Source organism: Chryseobacterium sp. StRB126 (assembly GCF_000829375.1).
GTDB lineage: Bacteria > Bacteroidota > Bacteroidia > Flavobacteriales > Weeksellaceae > Chryseobacterium.
The window spans coordinates 1,564,732-1,582,347 of the sequence record NZ_AP014624.1 but is presented as its reverse complement, the minus strand read 5'-3'; the positions used below and the strand labels follow the sequence as shown (position 1 = coordinate 1,582,347).

At 36.0% G+C, this 17,616-nt stretch carries 16 protein-coding genes and 4 tRNA genes; 8 read left to right on the top strand and 12 right to left on the bottom strand.

Annotation, left to right across the window (positions count from 1 at the left end; genetic code table 11):
- Window positions 1–68: 68 nt before the first annotated feature.
- Window positions 69–2,042, top strand: coding sequence for a histidine kinase (locus CHSO_RS07200; RefSeq protein WP_045494181.1), 1,974 nt, complete (start codon window positions 69–71; stop codon window positions 2,040–2,042).
- On the top strand, window positions 2,032–2,670 hold the full coding sequence (locus CHSO_RS07195) for a response regulator (protein WP_045494178.1): 639 nt from the start codon (window positions 2,032–2,034) through the stop codon (window positions 2,668–2,670). Before CHSO_RS07200 ends, CHSO_RS07195 begins: the two co-directional genes overlap by 11 nt.
- A gap of 45 nt (window positions 2,671–2,715) precedes the next feature.
- Here CHSO_RS07195 and CHSO_RS07190 read toward each other — a convergent pair whose 3' ends face one another.
- Window positions 2,716–3,150, bottom strand: coding sequence for a hypothetical protein (locus CHSO_RS07190; protein ID WP_045494175.1), 435 nt, complete (start codon window positions 3,148–3,150; stop codon window positions 2,716–2,718).
- A 340-nt stretch (window positions 3,151–3,490) separates the two neighbouring features.
- Between CHSO_RS07190 and CHSO_RS07185 the strand changes: the two genes are divergently transcribed.
- The 3 genes from CHSO_RS07185 (at window position 3,491) to CHSO_RS07175 (ending at window position 6,124) form a co-directional block, all read left to right on the top strand.
- Window positions 3,491–4,129, top strand: a complete 639-nt coding sequence (locus CHSO_RS07185) for an alpha/beta hydrolase (RefSeq protein WP_045494172.1) — start codon at window positions 3,491–3,493, stop codon at window positions 4,127–4,129.
- Window positions 4,130–4,250: 121 nt separating this feature from the next.
- The gene (locus CHSO_RS07180; protein ID WP_045494169.1) at window positions 4,251–5,591 is read left to right on the top strand and encodes a retropepsin-like aspartic protease; all 1,341 of its coding nucleotides are present in this window, start codon (window positions 4,251–4,253) and stop codon (window positions 5,589–5,591) included.
- A 5-nt stretch (window positions 5,592–5,596) separates the two neighbouring features.
- The gene (locus CHSO_RS07175) at window positions 5,597–6,124 is read left to right on the top strand and encodes a hypothetical protein (protein ID WP_045494166.1); all 528 of its coding nucleotides are present in this window, start codon (window positions 5,597–5,599) and stop codon (window positions 6,122–6,124) included.
- Here CHSO_RS07175 and CHSO_RS07170 read toward each other — a convergent pair.
- From CHSO_RS07170 to CHSO_RS07160, 3 genes are all read right to left on the bottom strand, one after another.
- Window positions 6,117–7,160, bottom strand: coding sequence for a L,D-transpeptidase (locus CHSO_RS07170; protein ID WP_084220943.1), 1,044 nt, complete (start codon window positions 7,158–7,160; stop codon window positions 6,117–6,119). The genes CHSO_RS07175 and CHSO_RS07170 overlap by 8 nt on opposite strands.
- A 112-nt stretch (window positions 7,161–7,272) precedes the next feature.
- Window positions 7,273–8,031, bottom strand: a complete 759-nt coding sequence (locus CHSO_RS07165; RefSeq protein ID WP_045494163.1) for a response regulator transcription factor — start codon at window positions 8,029–8,031, stop codon at window positions 7,273–7,275.
- 520 nt (window positions 8,032–8,551) lie between these two features.
- A complete protein-coding gene (locus CHSO_RS07160; RefSeq protein ID WP_171817615.1) occupies window positions 8,552–8,896 on the bottom strand; it encodes a hypothetical protein in 345 nt (114 codons plus the stop codon).
- 230 nt (window positions 8,897–9,126) lie between these two features.
- Between CHSO_RS07160 and CHSO_RS24915 the strand changes: the two genes are divergently transcribed.
- The 3 genes from CHSO_RS24915 (at window position 9,127) to CHSO_RS07145 (ending at window position 14,360) form a co-directional block, all read left to right on the top strand.
- A complete protein-coding gene (locus CHSO_RS24915) occupies window positions 9,127–10,176 on the top strand; it encodes a helix-turn-helix transcriptional regulator (protein WP_052480517.1) in 1,050 nt (349 codons plus the stop codon).
- A gap of 136 nt (window positions 10,177–10,312) precedes the next feature.
- A complete protein-coding gene (locus CHSO_RS07150) occupies window positions 10,313–13,159 on the top strand; it encodes a TonB-dependent receptor (protein WP_045494151.1) in 2,847 nt (948 codons plus the stop codon).
- Between the two features lie 19 nt (window positions 13,160–13,178).
- The gene (locus CHSO_RS07145) at window positions 13,179–14,360 is read left to right on the top strand and encodes a phosphatidylinositol-specific phospholipase C domain-containing protein (RefSeq protein WP_052480516.1); all 1,182 of its coding nucleotides are present in this window, start codon (window positions 13,179–13,181) and stop codon (window positions 14,358–14,360) included.
- 58 nt (window positions 14,361–14,418) lie between these two features.
- On the opposite strand, the gene CHSO_RS07140 is transcribed toward CHSO_RS07145, so the two are convergent.
- The 8 genes from CHSO_RS07140 to CHSO_RS07105 all read right to left on the bottom strand — a co-directional run bounded on the left by CHSO_RS07140 (window position 14,419) and on the right by CHSO_RS07105 (window position 17,613).
- Window positions 14,419–14,492: transfer RNA gene (locus tag CHSO_RS07140), tRNA-Asp, on the bottom strand.
- A gap of 33 nt (window positions 14,493–14,525) precedes the next feature.
- Window positions 14,526–14,599: transfer RNA gene (locus CHSO_RS07135), tRNA-Asp, on the bottom strand.
- A gap of 33 nt (window positions 14,600–14,632) precedes the next feature.
- A tRNA-Asp gene (locus CHSO_RS07130) sits at window positions 14,633–14,706 on the bottom strand.
- 33 nt (window positions 14,707–14,739) lie between these two features.
- Window positions 14,740–14,813 (bottom strand) — tRNA-Asp (locus CHSO_RS07125).
- A 131-nt stretch (window positions 14,814–14,944) separates the two neighbouring features.
- Window positions 14,945–15,262, bottom strand: coding sequence for a thioredoxin (trxA, locus tag CHSO_RS07120; protein ID WP_027374941.1), 318 nt, complete (start codon window positions 15,260–15,262; stop codon window positions 14,945–14,947).
- An 87-nt stretch (window positions 15,263–15,349) separates the two neighbouring features.
- Window positions 15,350–16,525: a cysteine desulfurase family protein gene (locus tag CHSO_RS07115; protein ID WP_045494142.1), complete on the bottom strand. Its 1,176-nt coding sequence runs from the start codon at window positions 16,523–16,525 to the stop codon at window positions 15,350–15,352.
- A gap of 2 nt (window positions 16,526–16,527) precedes the next feature.
- The gene (locus CHSO_RS07110) at window positions 16,528–17,001 is read right to left on the bottom strand and encodes a hypothetical protein (RefSeq protein ID WP_045494140.1); all 474 of its coding nucleotides are present in this window, start codon (window positions 16,999–17,001) and stop codon (window positions 16,528–16,530) included.
- A 24-nt stretch (window positions 17,002–17,025) separates the two neighbouring features.
- Window positions 17,026–17,613: an HAD-IB family hydrolase gene (locus tag CHSO_RS07105; protein ID WP_045494137.1), complete on the bottom strand. Its 588-nt coding sequence runs from the start codon at window positions 17,611–17,613 to the stop codon at window positions 17,026–17,028.
- Between the last annotated feature and the right edge of the window lie 3 nt (window positions 17,614–17,616).

The following is a 17,616-nucleotide window of genomic DNA, read 5'->3' as shown; positions in this document are numbered from 1 at the left end:
TTTTTATACTGAAATTTTTAATTAAATTGACCGTTTATAAAAAATATATTCTACAGAACTGATACCTGATGAAGAGATTACTGATCCTGTTAACCCTATTCCTATCCTTTGGTGTACAATCACAACAACTTATTCCGCTGGATGAAAAGCCCTATTTAGACAGCTTACAAAGCCTTCTTATAAGCAATAGAACTACAAAAGTGAAAGCCAATGCCACTTTTCTTTTGTCAAACTATTATAGAAATATTGATTCCCTTTTAAGTAAAAAGTATCTGGAAAGTGGGAAAGCATTCATTAAAGGAGACGCCTTTCTTGCAGCTAAGTATAATTTCTACGAAGCACAATATAACCTGGACCGAAATAAAGCAAAAGCAGCGGTAGCATATCAAAAAGCAATTGAAGCATTATCAAAGTTCAGAAATGAGGAATCTGATCTCCTTCAGGCAGCTGCCTGGTATAGCTACGGAGTAACCCAAAAAGACAAGGAAGGCTATCCTTTTTTGGTTAAAACTATTCTGGAAAAAAGTATCCCCCTAGCCAAAAAATATGAAAATAGCAGGAATCTGGGATTTTTGTATACTCAGTTTGCCGTTATCCTTACTTACAATGCCGAACTTAAAAAGTCTGAGGAATATAATGCTAAAGCGTTACAAATTCTTGAAAAATACTATCCGAATTCTCCTGAACTATTTTTCACCTATCTAAATTATTCAAACAATTTTTGCTATCAGGCCAAAGGAGATGAAGCTAAAAAGTTTTTGGATAAAGCTGAAATGCTTATCAGCCCTTATCCAAATTCCTCTATTAATGCTTTTTACTATTATAGCAAAACACTTTATTTTATTACAAGACAAAAGAATTCTGAAGCGTTACCCGTTATTGAAAAAGGGCTTTCTTATGCTAAAAGATTCAATCAGAATCTATTGGCCCAAATGTTCTATTTCAATAAATATGATATTTTAAGGAAATTAAAGAAGTATAACGAGGCTAAGGGTGCTTTGGAAGATATTTTAACAGAGAAATCCCTTGCTCTTGATCTTAACAACAGAAAAACTATTTATAAGCAGCTTTCCTCTTTAAATGAAGAAATGGGGAATACTAAAGAAGCTTTGGTTTGGGAACAGAAATATTCTAAACTTAATGATAGTCTAAACACCGAAAATGTAAAGCTTGAGATCAATAAAATTGAGTCCAAATTCAATGCTGCAGAAAAGGAAAGAAAAATAGCCACATTAAATGCGGAAAAGAATCAAAAAGAGCTGGAAGTGAATAAGAAAAACTCCTATTTATGGGGATTAAGTCTTATTTTACTATTAGTTGTAAGCCTTCTGATCTTCCTTTATATTATCTTTAGAAAAAATAAAAAAATCTCTGAACAGAAGATTAATGATATCAGACAAAAGGAAGAACTTTCTTTAACGAAAGCCATTCTTGAAGGAGAAGAAAGGGAAAGAGAACGTATTGCAAGAGATCTTCATGATGGCCTAGGCGGAATGCTGGCCGGAGTGAAAATCAATTTTTCAACATGGTCTGCCAGTCATTTGGATCCTCAGAAAGATCAGGAGTTTTATAAAATCCTGGGACAGCTGGATAATTCTGTAGGTGAACTTCGGCATGTAGCAAGAAACCTTATGCCTGAATCATTGCTTAATTTCGGTTTGGAAACTGCCCTAAATGATCTTTGCGAATTTTACAACAGAAAGGATATCGAAATTGATTTCCAGGCGATCAATATCGAAAAGAATCTGCCTTTAAACATCCAGCTTAACATTTACAGGATTGCACAGGAATTATTGGCCAATGCGATCAAGCATTCTGAAGCTACCAATATCTTACTACAATGCTCCCAATCTAAAAAAGATTTTCTCATCACTATTGAAGACAATGGAAAAGGATTCGAAAGCAGCAAAGAACCCAAAAACAAAAGCATGGGGCTCCGCAACTTAAAGAACAGAGTTGATTATCTGAAAGGAAACATGGAGATCAGTTCAGACAGTCAAGGTACAACGATTAATATAGAACTCAACATAAATGGAGAATGAAAAAATAAATATTGTTATCGTAGACGATCACCCTATCGTCATCGAAGGACTGAAAATGATGCTGAAAAGCCAGCCTTCTTTTAATATTCCCGAAACGTTTATTTCCGGTTCGGAGATTATTAACTTTATCAGCAATAACAAGGTTGATATTATTCTTTTAGACATCGCCCTGCCTGATGCCAATGGTGCAGAACTTTGCAGGGAAATTAAAAAGATCTCTCCCGAAACTTCGGTAATTATGTTCAGTAACCGCTCTGAAAGAAGTATCATCATGCAGTGTATTCAAAATGGAGCCAGTGGCTATCTTCTCAAAAATACATCTATTGAAGAATTAGTCATTAGTATCAAAGGAGCATTATCCGGAGACATTGTTTTTTGTGATGAAACCAAGCAGATCATCTGCAGACCTTCTCAAAATGATTTCCCCATTCCCCGACTCACCAAAAGGGAAAAACAGATTTTGCATCTTGTAGCACAGGGCAAAACAAGCAATATGATCGCAGAAGAGCTCTTTTTAAGCCCTCTTACTGTAGATACTCACCGTAAAAATCTTCTTCAGAAATTTCAGGCTAAAAACTCTACCGAACTCGTAAACCAAGCTATAGAGTATAATCTGATTGAAAAATAAAAAAACCGCCCAAGAGCGGTTTTAATTTTATAGAGTAAAGTTTATTTATGGTTCAAGGAAACTGTAGGCAAACTTTACAACTTTGTTATCACCTTTTCCTGTAACTTTAGCAGTTCTAACAACTTCTCCGTCTATCGTAAGAGTAATTGTAAGTTCAGAATTTTCTTGTGGTAACATAGCATTAGCCGCAAAATTAAGCTGTGCCTGGCTGGAATTAACCCACATATCTCCACTATTCCAACCTTCTTTTAACTCTGCAGTAGGAGTGCTAAATATCGTATTCTGGGCAGTTCCTACCTGAGTAACCACAGAAATAAGTTGTGATCCTGTTGTAGCTTTCGCTGAAAATTGAACCACATGATCCTTAAATTCATCGTCGTCATCTTTTTTACACGAATTGACAACAGTAATCACTGAAAATAACAAAACGAATAAAGAAGAAAGTCTAAGTAAACTTTTTAAATTGTAAAATTGCTTCATTTCTCCAAATAGATTTTTTAATGTTCCAAATATAAGTTTTTTATTAATATAAAAATATCTTTAATAAAAATTTTACAACATTTTTTTACAAAAAATATCAAATCAATAAAAATAAAATCAAACCTAAAAAACCTAATAATACAACGTAATCCCCTAATTATTAAACATAAAACATCTTTATATTTAGAATTATTTTAATACTGATAAAAACCAATAGGATTATAGTGTTTTGTTCAAAAATTAACCCTCACTTTTTATCTTTTAAAATGATTTTTAAACTCCTTTAAACGAATCATAAAAGTTGGGATTTACAATGTAATTTATTAATTATATTTGCTGTATGAATTTAGATTACTTAGTAAGAGAGCCGGAAAATATTACCTCTTCTACTCCTATACTTTTTATGCTTCACGGCTACGGCAGCAATGAACAGGACCTTTTCAGCTTTAGAGAAACCCTTCCACAAGATTGGATTATCATCAGTTTCAGAGCCCCGAGAGATACTCAGTTTGAAGGATATTCATGGTATGATATTAATTTTAATGATCCAGAAAATTTCATTGATGTTCCTCAGGCTAAGGAATCTTTAAATGCTGTATTGGAAAGTATATTAAAAATAGTAAATAATTACGGTCTTACAGAAAGCAAAGTCCATTTATGCGGATTCAGCCAGGGAGGAATTTTATGTTATGCGTTGGCTCTAAAATATCCTGAGTTATTTACAAATATTGCCTGTTTAAGTGCTTATGCAGAAGAGAAGATCCTAGACGGAATTGTAAAAGATAAAAAGAAACTGGAAAAGCTAAGATTTTTTGTATCCCACGGTACAGATGATGCAGTAATCCCAATTGATTGGGGGAGAAAGGCTGCAGAACTGCTTTATGATCTTAACTGTTATTTTACATTCAGAGAATACATGAGCGGACATGGCGTTAACCAGAAGAATTATATGGATTTAATGGATTTCTTCTCAAAATAAGCCGTTTTTAATTTTCAAACAAATTCAACAAAAACAACAACTTCATTGTAGTTCATATAAACATTCCTGCGTTTGGAATGTTTTTTTATTACAATAAAGATAAATTCAGTAAATTCAGTAAATGAAACTAAAGCTACTTTTACTGGGTTTATTATTGGGTATTTTTATCCATGCCCAGAACTCTTTCCGGCTCATCAATACACCAAAAGCAGTAATCCCTTTTCAACTTATCAACAATCTGATTTTCATTCCCATCAACATTAATGGTGCAGACCTGACTTTTATGGTGGATACCGGAGTTGCAGAAACCATTCTATTCAGCTTAGAAAATAAAGAGCTTAAACTGGATAATGTTGAAAAAATAAAGTTTTCAGGGCTTGGGGGAAACTTAAGTATTGATGGATTAAAATCGGAGCGTAATTTAGCTAGAATTGGAGATGTAATGATTAATAACTCTATGTCTCTTTATGTAATCCTTAGTGAAGAATTCAATATTTCATCCCACGTAGGAATTCCAGTAAATGGAGTTATCGGTTATCATTTTTTCAAAGATCATCCTATTGCTATTGATTATATTTCTAAAAAAATAACAGTCTACGAAAATATAGATGTATTAAAAAGAAAAGTGAGAAAGTTTGATGAATTTCCGATCAGTATTGAAAAAGATAAACCTTATCTTAACGCTGATGTAGAAATGACCCGTGAAAAGAAAGCATCAAAACTTCTGATTGATCTTGGAAACAGTGATGCAATATGGCTCTTTCCAACTCTTATCAAAGATTTTGTTTATAACAGACCTAATATTGATGATTTTCTTGGCCGTGGATTCAATGGAGATATTTACGGGAAAAGAAGCAGAATTCATAATTTTTATCTTGGTGATTTCAAATTTGAAAAACCTCTTACCGCAATGCCTGATGAATACTCTATTCAGCATGTGAATCTGGTAAAAGACAGAAAAGGCTCTGTAGGCGGTGAAATCATGAGACGGTTTTCTCTCATTTTCGATTATCCTAACAATAAGCTATATTTGAAGAAGAACAGAAACTTTGATGATCCTTTCCACTTTAATATGAGCGGACTGGATTTCAGACAAGATGGAATGGAATGGCAACAGGACAGGGTTAAAATTGAAACTCAAACCATGGGCAGTACTGTAAATGGTACAGTAGGTAACAAGAATGAGGTATATAGAGAGTCTTTTCAGTACAACTTTATCCTCAAACCCATATTTGCGATTGCAGGAGTGAGAAAGGATTCGCCGGCCTATGAAGCAGGTTTAAAAAAGGATGACAAAGTGATCAGCATCAATGGAGATAAGACATCAGACATGACTCTTGAAAAAATCCTTGAAATTATGAAATCCTCCGAAGGACGAACTATCACCATGATTATTCAGAGACAAGAAGAAAAATTAACTTTCCGTTTTAACTTGGAAGACCCGATTCCGTATCAAGAATAAATAATATGACAACTGAAGAAACCACCTTAGACAGAATAAGAACCCGGCCGAGATTTAAGATGTTTACGCACCTTACCAAAGAAGAGTATGCCGAAAATCTGAAAAAGTATCTTGCCGAGCATAAAAATGAATTCTCCGGTAATATCAATAAAGAAGTTGCCACCATCTGGGTGGAAACAGAAGATGACAATTACTGGAAACCACGCCTAGCTTTACGTATTGAAATGGAAGACGAAGAAACAGTAATACGAGGCGTTTTTGGCCCCAGTTCTGCTGTGTGGACATTCTTTATGTTTCTTTATTTTTCTTTTTCAATTTTTTGGATGACTTTCTTTACCATGTATTACGTGGAAAAACAAATAAAAAGCGCTGAATACCCTTGGGCACTGAGCGCTTCTTTTGTTATGTTATTTTTTATTCTTCTCACCTATCTCGCTGCCAGGTTCGGGCAACATAAAGGGAAAGAGGAAATGCTTAAGTTAAGACAGTTTGCTGAAGAATCTACTTTACAGTTTGAGAAGAAGATTATTTAGACAAGGTATCTGTAGTCCTTTCATTCTGAATTGGGGTTGTCATTGCCTTAGCGGTTTTAATAGAATCGGCCACTTTTTCTCTGTTGGCCTGTTCTTTCAGCATTTTAGGAACATCCGGTTCTAATAATTTCGTTAACTCTTCTACAGATATATTATTGGCATTAGGATCATCCAGAAGCTTTTTCCACGGTCTTCTCCCACCCCAGTTATAGTCACCAAATACCATTACTGCTGTACCTCTTGCTTTTGTAGTAGCACCACCTGGATTCAGAATCCAGGTATCGGCATAAGAATACAGCCATTGGGCGTCTTTTCTCAATAATCTTAAGCACGAATGTGATGCCGGATATCCGGGAAGCGTATACTCATGCCATCCGATACCGCCAATATTATGGATATTAAAGTTATAAGGAAGTTTCCATTCACTGCTTACCGTGGAAATAGACAATTTCTTTTTCCAATTGGCAAAAGTAAGTCCTCTTGTTGTTTGTGCTGTCTTTTTACCCATACTCGTTGGTCCCCATTTCACCAGGCCTCCGTTGGAATATACCGCATAGGCCTGAATAGGATATGAGAAGATCACAAATTTTTTCACCCCGCTTAATACATCAAGCTGCATAGGGAACGGTGAATATGCCATCAAAGTGGTATCTATTTTAGCCGGAACTACTAAGGTATCAGCATTCCATTTACTTTTAGAATCCAGCCTGTTTAACGCTAAAATAGCAGTACGTTCCTTCTCATCATACTTTTTACTGAATTCTGCATATACAGAATCCCGCATCTTTTTATCTTTTGGAAGGACAAACGCATTATAGAAACCATTCTCCTGCATCATAGGCGGAGCTGATTCTTTTTTCACCACAGGTACTGAATCTTTCTTTATAGAGTCATTTTCTGTTTCCGGGGTTTCGGAAGCAGAAACTGTATCTTTAAAAGTATCGCTGATCTTTTCTATTTCTTTCTTACAGGAAACAAGAAATAATGCGCATAAAAAGGCGTATAGAAATGATTTTTTCACAGATATGTTCTTCATAAATAAAATAGGTCATTTAGTTTGGCTACCCAGTACAAATATCAGACCTAAAATTGAATCCTAAAAGACATTCTGAAAAATACCGTAAAAAAACGGTAATTCAATTTTTTTTCTAAAGCAGTTTATTGATTTTTGCATAAGATAAAGCCTCTGCAATATTGCTGACTCCAATTTTTTCGAAAAGTTTTTTGCGGTGAAATTTTACGGTATCTGATGTAATAAAAAGTTTTTCAGCAATTTCACTGATAGTCAATCCACTGGCATACAGGCTCAGTATTTCGTGCTCTCTGGAAGATAACTTTATTCTTTCATCTTTTTCCCATTTATCTGCTGTAAGATCATATCTCCAGATCTCATCGGAGCCTTCTTTACTGAGCACCACATTTCCGGAAGAGGTATTATTGGATAATGAAACGGCACACAAAGCCTTCCATACCTGCCCATTTTCTGTAAGGAACATAGGAGCAAGCTTATGATTCACTAGGATCATATTCTTTTTACTATTGATAAGATAGAAATCATAGGAAATGGAATATAGCTTTCTATCTTCTATCGGAATTTTATCGTAAAATTTAAATCCTGCTTCATTAATTTTAATCAGCATTTCAATATCCTCCGGCTTCACATTCTGAAAATAGAATGCATATCCAAGATCTTTTACTTCAGCCGAGGTTTTTCCACACAAAAAAAGTGGGTTATCTGATACATATTCAAATCCTTTAGTTTGATAATTGATCACGTACAAACTCTGATAAGTAGTTCTGGCAAGTGCTTTTATAGCCTCAAGATAATCTCCACCCTGGCTTAAATCAATATCAGCATCTTTACTGACCTCATTTTTTTCGTTAAAAAATCTTTTAATCTGTTCCATAGTTTTTAAAAGCGTCATTCATCACTACACTAAAGTATAGTTTTTAGCTTTCATACCGCAAATCTACACAAAAGTGTAGCAATTCTCAAAATGCTGTGATATAGATTTGCAAATGATTTGCATGGTTGTTCCTTTTTTCAGAAATACCCTCATTAGGATGAGTCTGTAAGATGTAGCACACAAGCAAATTAGAACAACAATGTCATCAATAACCATGATATAGAAGTTGCCAAAGATTCGGTCCAAACAAAGTTGATTCGTCAAGTTTTTATCGTAAAATAACTCAGACAATGACACCTAATTCAGACTAAATATTAAATAATTGACCGAATTAAAAGCAACATCACCGATCAGCCCTTTTTAAACAGTATAAATCTCTGCTTACAAACTGATCACCCACCATATCACTGATTTTTACTATTACTGTCCTACCAGACAGTAATTTTTTTTAACCCTATCTTCATCAAATCATTCTTTAACTTCACAAAAAACAATCAGCTGCCGACTGAAGCCACTATTATTAGTTATCAATCTGTTTAAAGTAAAGCCTGTTAAATTTAGAATAATGAAATATCCAAAGGGCAAACCATGGAAAGTTCGCTATCAGAAAAAACAGAATATCTTCTCCACTTATTTTTTGCCCTTCCGTAATCATAAAGAAATAATAGATGATGAAAATAATCGGAAACAAGAACCAGCAAAGAGCTTTTTTTATTTTGCTCTGAAACGATTTTAAAAGTGAAAGCAAACTACTGAATGAAGCAATACCTAAAAACAAAATCCAAATAATTACAAGACCATAAGCCAAACCACTCATATCGCAATTTCTCGGATATTCTGCAACCTCCGGTTTTGTGAGGTTCATAAACACAATGAGGAGAATGGTTGAAATAACTGTTGAGAAAAACCAGGTCTTCAGTATGGATAATAATATGAACTTCCTTTTTGACATCATATTTCGCATTAATTGCTAAGGTAATAATAACTACTCGATTTTACAAAACACCTAATCATTCATTTTCTGGCTGATATTTAATGATTTGTTAAAGATACCCTACTCTTATTATCTATAATTTTGACAAAATATCAGTTATCATGTTATACATCATTATGGTAGTTGTACTACAGGCACTTATCACCCTCACCTTATTACTCTATCTCATCAAAAACAGGGAATCTGTTCTGAATATGCTGTTATTGTATATCGGAGTGGTTACATTGGATATGGGATATGAATATTTCATCATTCAAAGATTTGGTTATGAATCTATTCTGTATGAAATCCCGGGAAGCCTACGTGTTTTTAAAGGATTGATTTTTTTATATATTTCAGCCTATTTAATTCATGCAAAATGGGGAGACAAGCTTAAATACCTGATCTTTCCGCTTACATTAGTGGTTGTTCACCATGCCATTGCTCTTACAGCAAAAATCTTAGATCTATCTTGGGCAGATATGGCCATCAGATCTTATCAGGCTTATTTCACTTATTACAGTTCTTATTGGGTGGCATGTCTTGTTGCCTGCCTCTATTTTCTGACAAAATACCGTAAAAACATTACTCATCCTGTAGCCAGCAATTTTCGTTATCTGGTTTGTTATGTATTAGTAGGAGTGTTAGTATTTTGGGCCGTTTATCAATTGGGCTGGAATACTCTGATCTATCAGAAAATCTACAGTCTGCTATTCCTTTTCCAATTCGGATGGATTTTGTACGTTTATATTTTAACGTACCAGCACCGACTCCTGGAACAACAGAATATACCTCTGTTTTCAGTTCCTAAAGAAACTTATCAGTATAAAGATCTTTCAAAAATAGATTTTGATACTGTACAAAGCGCTATTGTCAATTTTTATCAGGAAAGCCTTATTTATCTGGATGAAGAATTTACCTTGGATCAACTTTCCAGCCATTTAAAAATAAGCAAAGCCGATCTCAGCATCACCTTTAATAAACATCTCAACACCAATTTCCACGAATATACTAACCGAAACCGTATTCAACATTTTAAACAGATTTTATCTGAGGATCCTTCTGCCAGTGTTATTGATCTTGCTTTTCAATGTGGTTTTAAGTCCAAATCTACTTTTTATAAATATTTTAAAAAAGAATTTGACTGTCTGCCATCTCAGCTTGTTCACTAAGTTACAATTATTTAACATTAGTAAAACATTGATTTACAACACAATTCACCGCAGACTCAACAGAAAAAGTAGTATAAAATTTAAATGAACTAAAACTTTTTGATAAGCTGACACCTTTGCATAAAATTTCACTAAGATGTCACGAGAAAGTCTTTTTCTAACAAAAGCAGCATTTTTTCTTTTGGGCCCTTTGGCCTTTGCACAGACTTCAGTTCACGGAACTGTAGTAGACAGCCAGGGAAACCTTCCCAATGCGATGGTTTATATTGAAAACAGTGGACAAAAGGTTACTTCCAATACTGATGGATCCTTTGTTCTCAATAATGTTTATGATGGGAGCTACAAACTTGTCATAGAATACAAGGGATATGATACTGTTTACATTCCCTTCAATGTAGCTGACAAAAAGGAGGTAGATCTTGGCTTGGTTAAGTTTGGTGTTAAGCTTAAAGAAAACACTATTCAGGAAGTAGTGGTTACCAGTGTGTACAAAGCCTCACAGGCAAGGGCCATTACGATGAAGAAAAACTCCAACACCATCACAGAAGTACTCTCTGCGGATGCTATTGGTAAACTTCCGGACCGCAACGCCGCAGATGCTGTACAACGAATGCAGGGAGTATCTATTGAACGTGATATGGGAGAAGGACGTTTTGTTGCGGTAAGAGGAACTCCCATACAATGGACAGCTTCTACTTTAAATGGCAACAGGATGCCCAGTGCAAGCGGAGATAATGCCAACCGTGGAGTTCAAATGGATATTTTTCCTTCAGAACTTATTCAGAATGTACGCTTATCTAAAGCCTTAACTCCTGATCTGGATGGAGATGCTATTGGTGGAAATGTAGATTTCATTACCAAAACTTCTCCCAATAAGGAAACCTTAGCCATTAGTATGTCTTCCGGATATGTTAATATGTCGAAATCCCCAACATACAACTCTTCCATTGTCTACGGAAACAAGATTACCGATAAACTGAAATTTATTTCTTCTGCGGTGATCTGGGAGCGTTCTACTGCTATAGATCAGATGAGAAATATTTTCAACTACGGACTGAAAGACAAAACAGCCTCCTACTCTATCAACCAACTACAGCTTCGTGATTATCTGGCCAACCGGAGAACGCTTGGATTTAATCTAGGCCTGGATTATGAGATCAACAGCAGGAATAAATTATATTTTAAAGGTTTATACAGCCAATATAAAGACGGGCAATCTGTAAGAGAAACCTATTTTAATTTCGACAATAAAAATGTAACACTTCAGGCCCGTCATGCAGACTATCTTACCGACCTGTATTCTATGCAGCTGGGTGGAAATCATCAGGTGGGACAGCGCCTGGAAGTAAACTGGTCTTTATCAAAAGCCCGCTCAGAGTTCAGATTCAATTCTCCTGAGAATCTAGACAAAAATGAAAGAGGTTACCCTATGGTCAATTTTGTACAGCCAATGACTTATGGGAATCTTTCTGCAGATGGAAGAAAATACATGGCAATGGATGCTCCGGATGGTATTGGAGATACCGGAAGTTATACTCAGCCTTATAACCAACAGGTGATAGCAGCGGATAAATTAAGATTAAACCAAATCATCCTCAGCCAAAACCACAACAGTGAAACGGATCTCAGAGGGCAAGTGGATTTAAAATATAAAGTATCTGATAATTTTGAACTTAAATTCGGAACAAAATATAATAATAAGAACAAAAACGTTGACAGTTCTTTACTAGTATGGATGCCTAAATCTTCTCTTGGAATTCCCGGAACTCCCATAACCTATCTGAGTCAACTTGAACGTGAAGCATTTCCATACAGAGGTGGTTTTATGAACCCTCTCGGAAACCCTTATAATTCGGCTATCATCGATCAGATTACCAATGGACAGATCGATCAGATGTACAGTCCCGCTACACAGAATAGCTTAGGACTGATGCAGGTAAGCAGTAAAGACAGCAGCTCCAATATCACCAGCTCTTATCGTGGAACCGAAAATGTATGGGCAGCTTATATGATGGGAACCTGGAAAGTGACCGACCAGATTCAGGTATTGGGAGGTTTCAGAAATGAATATAATGACATTATATTTTGGGGTAAAAAGGTAGTTTCAGACAAGGGAAACAAAACGGAAGACATTAAAGACAATAAAACTTATAATGTTGTACTTCCTATGGTCAATTTAAAATGGAATATCAGTAGTGACCGAATTTTAAGACTTGCTTATACCCGTTCTTTTGCAAGACCGGATTTCAATGATCTGAACCCGGGAACCATCGTCAACGATATTACCAACACCATCACTCAAGGAAATACTCAACTAGATCCAACATTTTCCAACAACTTTGATCTTATGTTTGAAAATTACTTTGGAAAACTGGATCTTATTACCGCCGGGGTATTTTACAAAGATATCACCAATCTTATTTATAAAGATCAGTCGGTGACAGATATTGGAGGCAGAACGTACACCTTCACTGCTCCTAAAAATCTGGAAGGGGCAAAACTGTTCGGTTTTGAATTTGGAATTTCCAAGCGTTTTGAAAACCTGCCGGGATTTTTGAAAAATTTAGGTTTTGAGGGAAATTATACCTATATCTCTTCCAAAATGAATATGCCGATCTATGAAAATGGGCAACAGACCGGAACCATGTCTACTACCATTCCTAATCAGGCCAAACATATATTCAACACCATATTATTTTATGAAACCAGCAAGCTGATGCTTCGTGTTGCCGGGAATTATAAAGGAAACTATGTAAGTGAGATCAGGGCTGCTACAGGCGCAGATCATTATCAATATTTTGATAAAAACTTCACGGTGGATCTTTCTACCTCATACAGCATTTCCAAGAAAGTCCGGCTGTTTCTGGAGCTTAACAATATTTTTAACGAACCCAACCGCTACTATATGGGAGCTAAGGACCGTGTAGAAAATATTTCCTACTCAGGAATGCGCGGACAAATGGGATTCACTTACAACTTCTAATAAAACATTTTATTCATCAATGAAAAAGTATATATACGGAGCTGCATTTTGTATGGCAGCATTAGTACAGGCACAAAACCAATGTCAGAATCCAAAGATCAATCAGCTGCAGATTGTAGGAACACATAATTCATACGCTCAGCCGGTAGATCCCAAAGTTCTGAATATGGTTACTCCAATCATTAAAGGAATGATGCAAAAGTATGACAGCATGATGTCTGAAGAGCAGAAAGCCAAATTCAAAGAATATCACCCCAATGGAATGGACTTAAAAGAGGGATTAAATTATAATCATCCCGATTTCACTGAACAGCTTAATGCCAATCTCCGCGGATTGGAAATAGACGTTTATTATGATCCTGAAGGCAATAGATTCAGCCATCCTGCCTCTTATGAAGTTTTAAAAGCAAAAGGGGTAACGGATTTAGCTCCTTTTAGCACGAAAGGGTTGGATCACCCCGGGTTTAAAGTATTGCATATGGCGGATATTGATTTCAGAACCCATTATCCTACTTTGAAAGATGCTCTTACAACTCTTAGGACCTGGTCCGATCAACATCCCGGACACACTCCTGTCTTTATGATGATTGAAGCAAAAGATTCAGGATTCCCGATTCTCGAAAACAGCACAAAGGTACTGGCATTCGATAAAAAGGCTTATGATGATCTGGATACCGAAATTGTAAAATATCTTGGAAAAGATAAGATCATTACCCCAAAAGAAGTTCAGGGAAAATACAACACATTAAAAGAAGCCGTTACCCATAACAATTGGCCAACACTAAATGACAGCAAAGGAAAATTCATCTTTATGTTACTCCCTGGAGGCGCAGGAACTTTATCTTCTAAAAACAATCCTTATCTTATTGATGGATCATTAAAAGAAAGAGTCATGTTTCTGAACAGTGAACCTGAAGACTCGTTTGCTGGATTTATATTAAGGGACAATGCCATTGTAAGACAAAAAGAAATCCAGGATCTGGTAAAGCAGGGCTATATAGTAAGAACAAGATCGGATATTGAAACCTATGAGGCCAAGATTAATGATTTCACCCGTTCCAAAGCTGCCTTCAGCAGCGGTGCTCAGGTTATCTCCACCGATTTTTTCCGCTCAGGAAATACCTATGGAACGCCTTACTTTGTGCAACCTCCTCAGGGAAAAGAGTATCTTAATAATCCTATCAATACTTCATGTAAGTAAATTAAACTCCCGGTTCTGGAAAAACAAAAAAAGTCTTCTATTTCTAGAAGACTTTTTGCGATCCGGACGGGACTCGAACCCGCGACCTCCGCCGTGACAGGGCGGCATTCTAACCAGCTGAACTACCGGATCAATTTTTTTAAAAAGAAATTGAGAAAACTTCTGCGATCCGGACGGGACTCGAACCCGCGACCTCCGCCGTGACAGGGCGGCATTCTAACCAGCTGAACTACCGGATCAATTTTTTTAAAAAGAAATTGAGAAAACTTCTGCGATCCGGACGGGACTCGAACCCGCGACCTCCGCCGTGACAGGGCGGCATTCTAACCAGCTGAACTACCGGATCAATCTTTTTAAAAAGAGATTGAGAAAACTTCTGCGATCCGGACGGGACTCGAACCCGCGACCTCCGCCGTGACAGGGCGGCATTCTAACCAGCTGAACTACCGGATCATGTTTTTGTTTGAAAGAACGTCGTTTCTTTTTCGTGGTTGCAAAATTACACCTTTTTTTATTACCTGCAAATTATTTCCAAAAAAAATACCTCCCAATGGTGGAAGGCATTCATTATCAAACTTATTTTTTTATAAGTGAGCACTTAGTTTTTCAGCGATTACTTCTTTTGGGGCTACACCTACTAATTTATCTACTACTTCTCCGTTCTTAAAAATAAGAACTGTAGGGATATTTCTAATACCATACTGCATTGAAATTTCTTGGTTGTTGTCTACATCCACTTTTCCTACTACTGCTTTTCCTTCGAAATCTGATGCAACTTCTTCGATGATTGGTCCCAATGTTCTGCAAGGTCCACACCATACTGCCCAGAAGTCTACTAATACCGGTTTATCTGATTTTAAAACCGTATCCTGAAATGAGCTGTCTGTAATTTCTAAAGCCATTTTGTCTCTTTTATTTTAATTAATATTATTTTCTTGTTTTCAATTCTTCTATTGAGTATTCAAAATTACGACTTTTACATCATAAGGCTATCTATGCTCAACATTAGTTTTTTCTATAGTATAGTCCTTTGAAATCTCTTTTAAAGCATTGACTAATGCATCTATATCAGCTTTTGTTGTTAAATGGCTAAAAGAGATACGTAATGGCGTACAATGATCCATTTCATCTTCAGAAAGAACCATCATCATAACCATTGATGGTTTAGATGCTCCGGAAGAACATGCACTTCCCTGAGAAATGGCAATACCTTTCATATCCAGCTGAAGACCAATTAATGGGTTTTTATAAGGCAGTAAAGCACTTAAAACAGTATAAAGACTGTTTTCCTTTTCAGCACTTCTTCCGTTGAATTTTATCCCAACAACTTCAGCAGATAATCTTTCAATTGCGTAATCTTTGATTTCCTGCATGTGCTGAGTGTATTCATTCATATGATTCAGAGAAAGCTCCAACGCTTTACCCAATCCTACGATACCACAAACATTCTCAGTTCCTGCTCTCAGACTTCTTTCCTGAGGTCCCCCGGTAATGATTCCTTTTAACCCTGTTGATTTTCTGATATAAGCAAAACCTGAACCTTTTGGTCCATGAAACTTATGAGCACTGCATGAAGCGAAATCTACAGGAATATCTGAGAAATCAAGATTCATGTGAGCCATCGTCTGCACAGTATCTGAATGGTAAAGAGCATTATTTGCTTTGCATAATGCAGCAATTTTTTTAATATCAACGATATTTCCTATTTCGTTATTAGCATGCATTAAGCTTACCAAAGTCTTTTTATCTGAAGCTTTTAATAGCTCTTCTAATTTATTAAGATCAATATCTCCTTTTTCATTAGGACGGATATAATTTACCTCTACCCCTTTTCTCGCTTTCATATCCAGGATACTTTCAGAAACACATTTATGTTCCAAAGGCGAGCTTATGATTCTTTCTACTCCTAGGTGTTCTACCGAGGATTTGATAATCATATTATTGGATTCTGTTCCACAGGAAGTAAAAATGATCTCAGCAGGAGTTACATGAAGATAGTCTGCAACCTGTCTTCTTACATTTTCAATAAGTATTTTGGCTTCCTGTCCAAAGCTATGAGTTGAAGACGGGTTTCCGAAATTCATCTTCATCGTACCAACCATTGCATCTATAACTTCTTCTGCAAGCGGAGTGGTTGCGGCATTATCTAAATATATTTTATCCATTATTATTTTGAATATTTTAATTCTACGGAAGTAAACTGATAATCTGCAGGAACAGCAAAAACGAACCAAGGATTGGAAAGCACCTGAATTTCCATTCCACCGGAGGGTTCTCCAGCTGGAACTTCTACATAAAGGATATTATTCTTTACCGATACTCCTTTAATCTCATTGATGTTATGACTGCCTGATCTGAAACTCCCCAGATTGTATACTACAACTTTTTTGTCTTTTGGAAATTTCGGATAATTGGATGCTGCATCTCGTCCTTCTTCTACAAGTTGAAAACCACCTTTTCCCAAAGCAAGGTATTCTTTTTCATCTTTAATGATCCTGAAACCTGGCTTTTCGCCACCTCCTTGAGAGTTAGTTACAAGAAGTTCTGCTTTCTGCTGCATATCAGACGATTTTTGTTGGGTTGTTGTTGTAGTTGCACAGCTCATCAGGATGGCTGCAAATGCAATTAACAGACTTTTCATTTTTTACACTTTTATCACCCAAAATTAGTGAAAAAATTGGTAATGTCCCTCATTTGCCCATTTCAACATTGGCTTATCCCCGGAAGTATCACCAAATGCAATAATTTTATCATACTTGGAATCGTTAATTTCTTCCTTTATTCGAACCAGTTTTTCCTTACCGTTACAATTTTTTCCAATGAAGTTTCCTGTGAAGACACCGTTCTTGAACTCTGCCCGCGTAGAAACAAGCTGCATTTTCAATACCTCGGCAAAAGGTTTCACCCAGATATCCAAAGAGGCAGTTACCAATAAACTCTGTGTATTATTCCTATCGATATTTTGAATAAAATCCAGCGCATTTTCTCTTACAATTTTAGGGTAATGCAACTCAAAGAACTGCTTGGATTTTAATTCTATTTTTTCCTGTGTCTGCCCTTTTAGGATAGATCCGATAAAACTTTTCTTTACTTTTTCGGTTTCTGCTAATTTAAGTTTCAGCAGAATAAAAAGCGGCACATGTCTTAAAAATTGTATTCTATATTTTGTAGAATCGTAGAATTTAAGATACATAAACATGGTATCTTTATACGTCAGGGTTCCGTCAAAATCAAAACAATACAACTTTTTCATTTT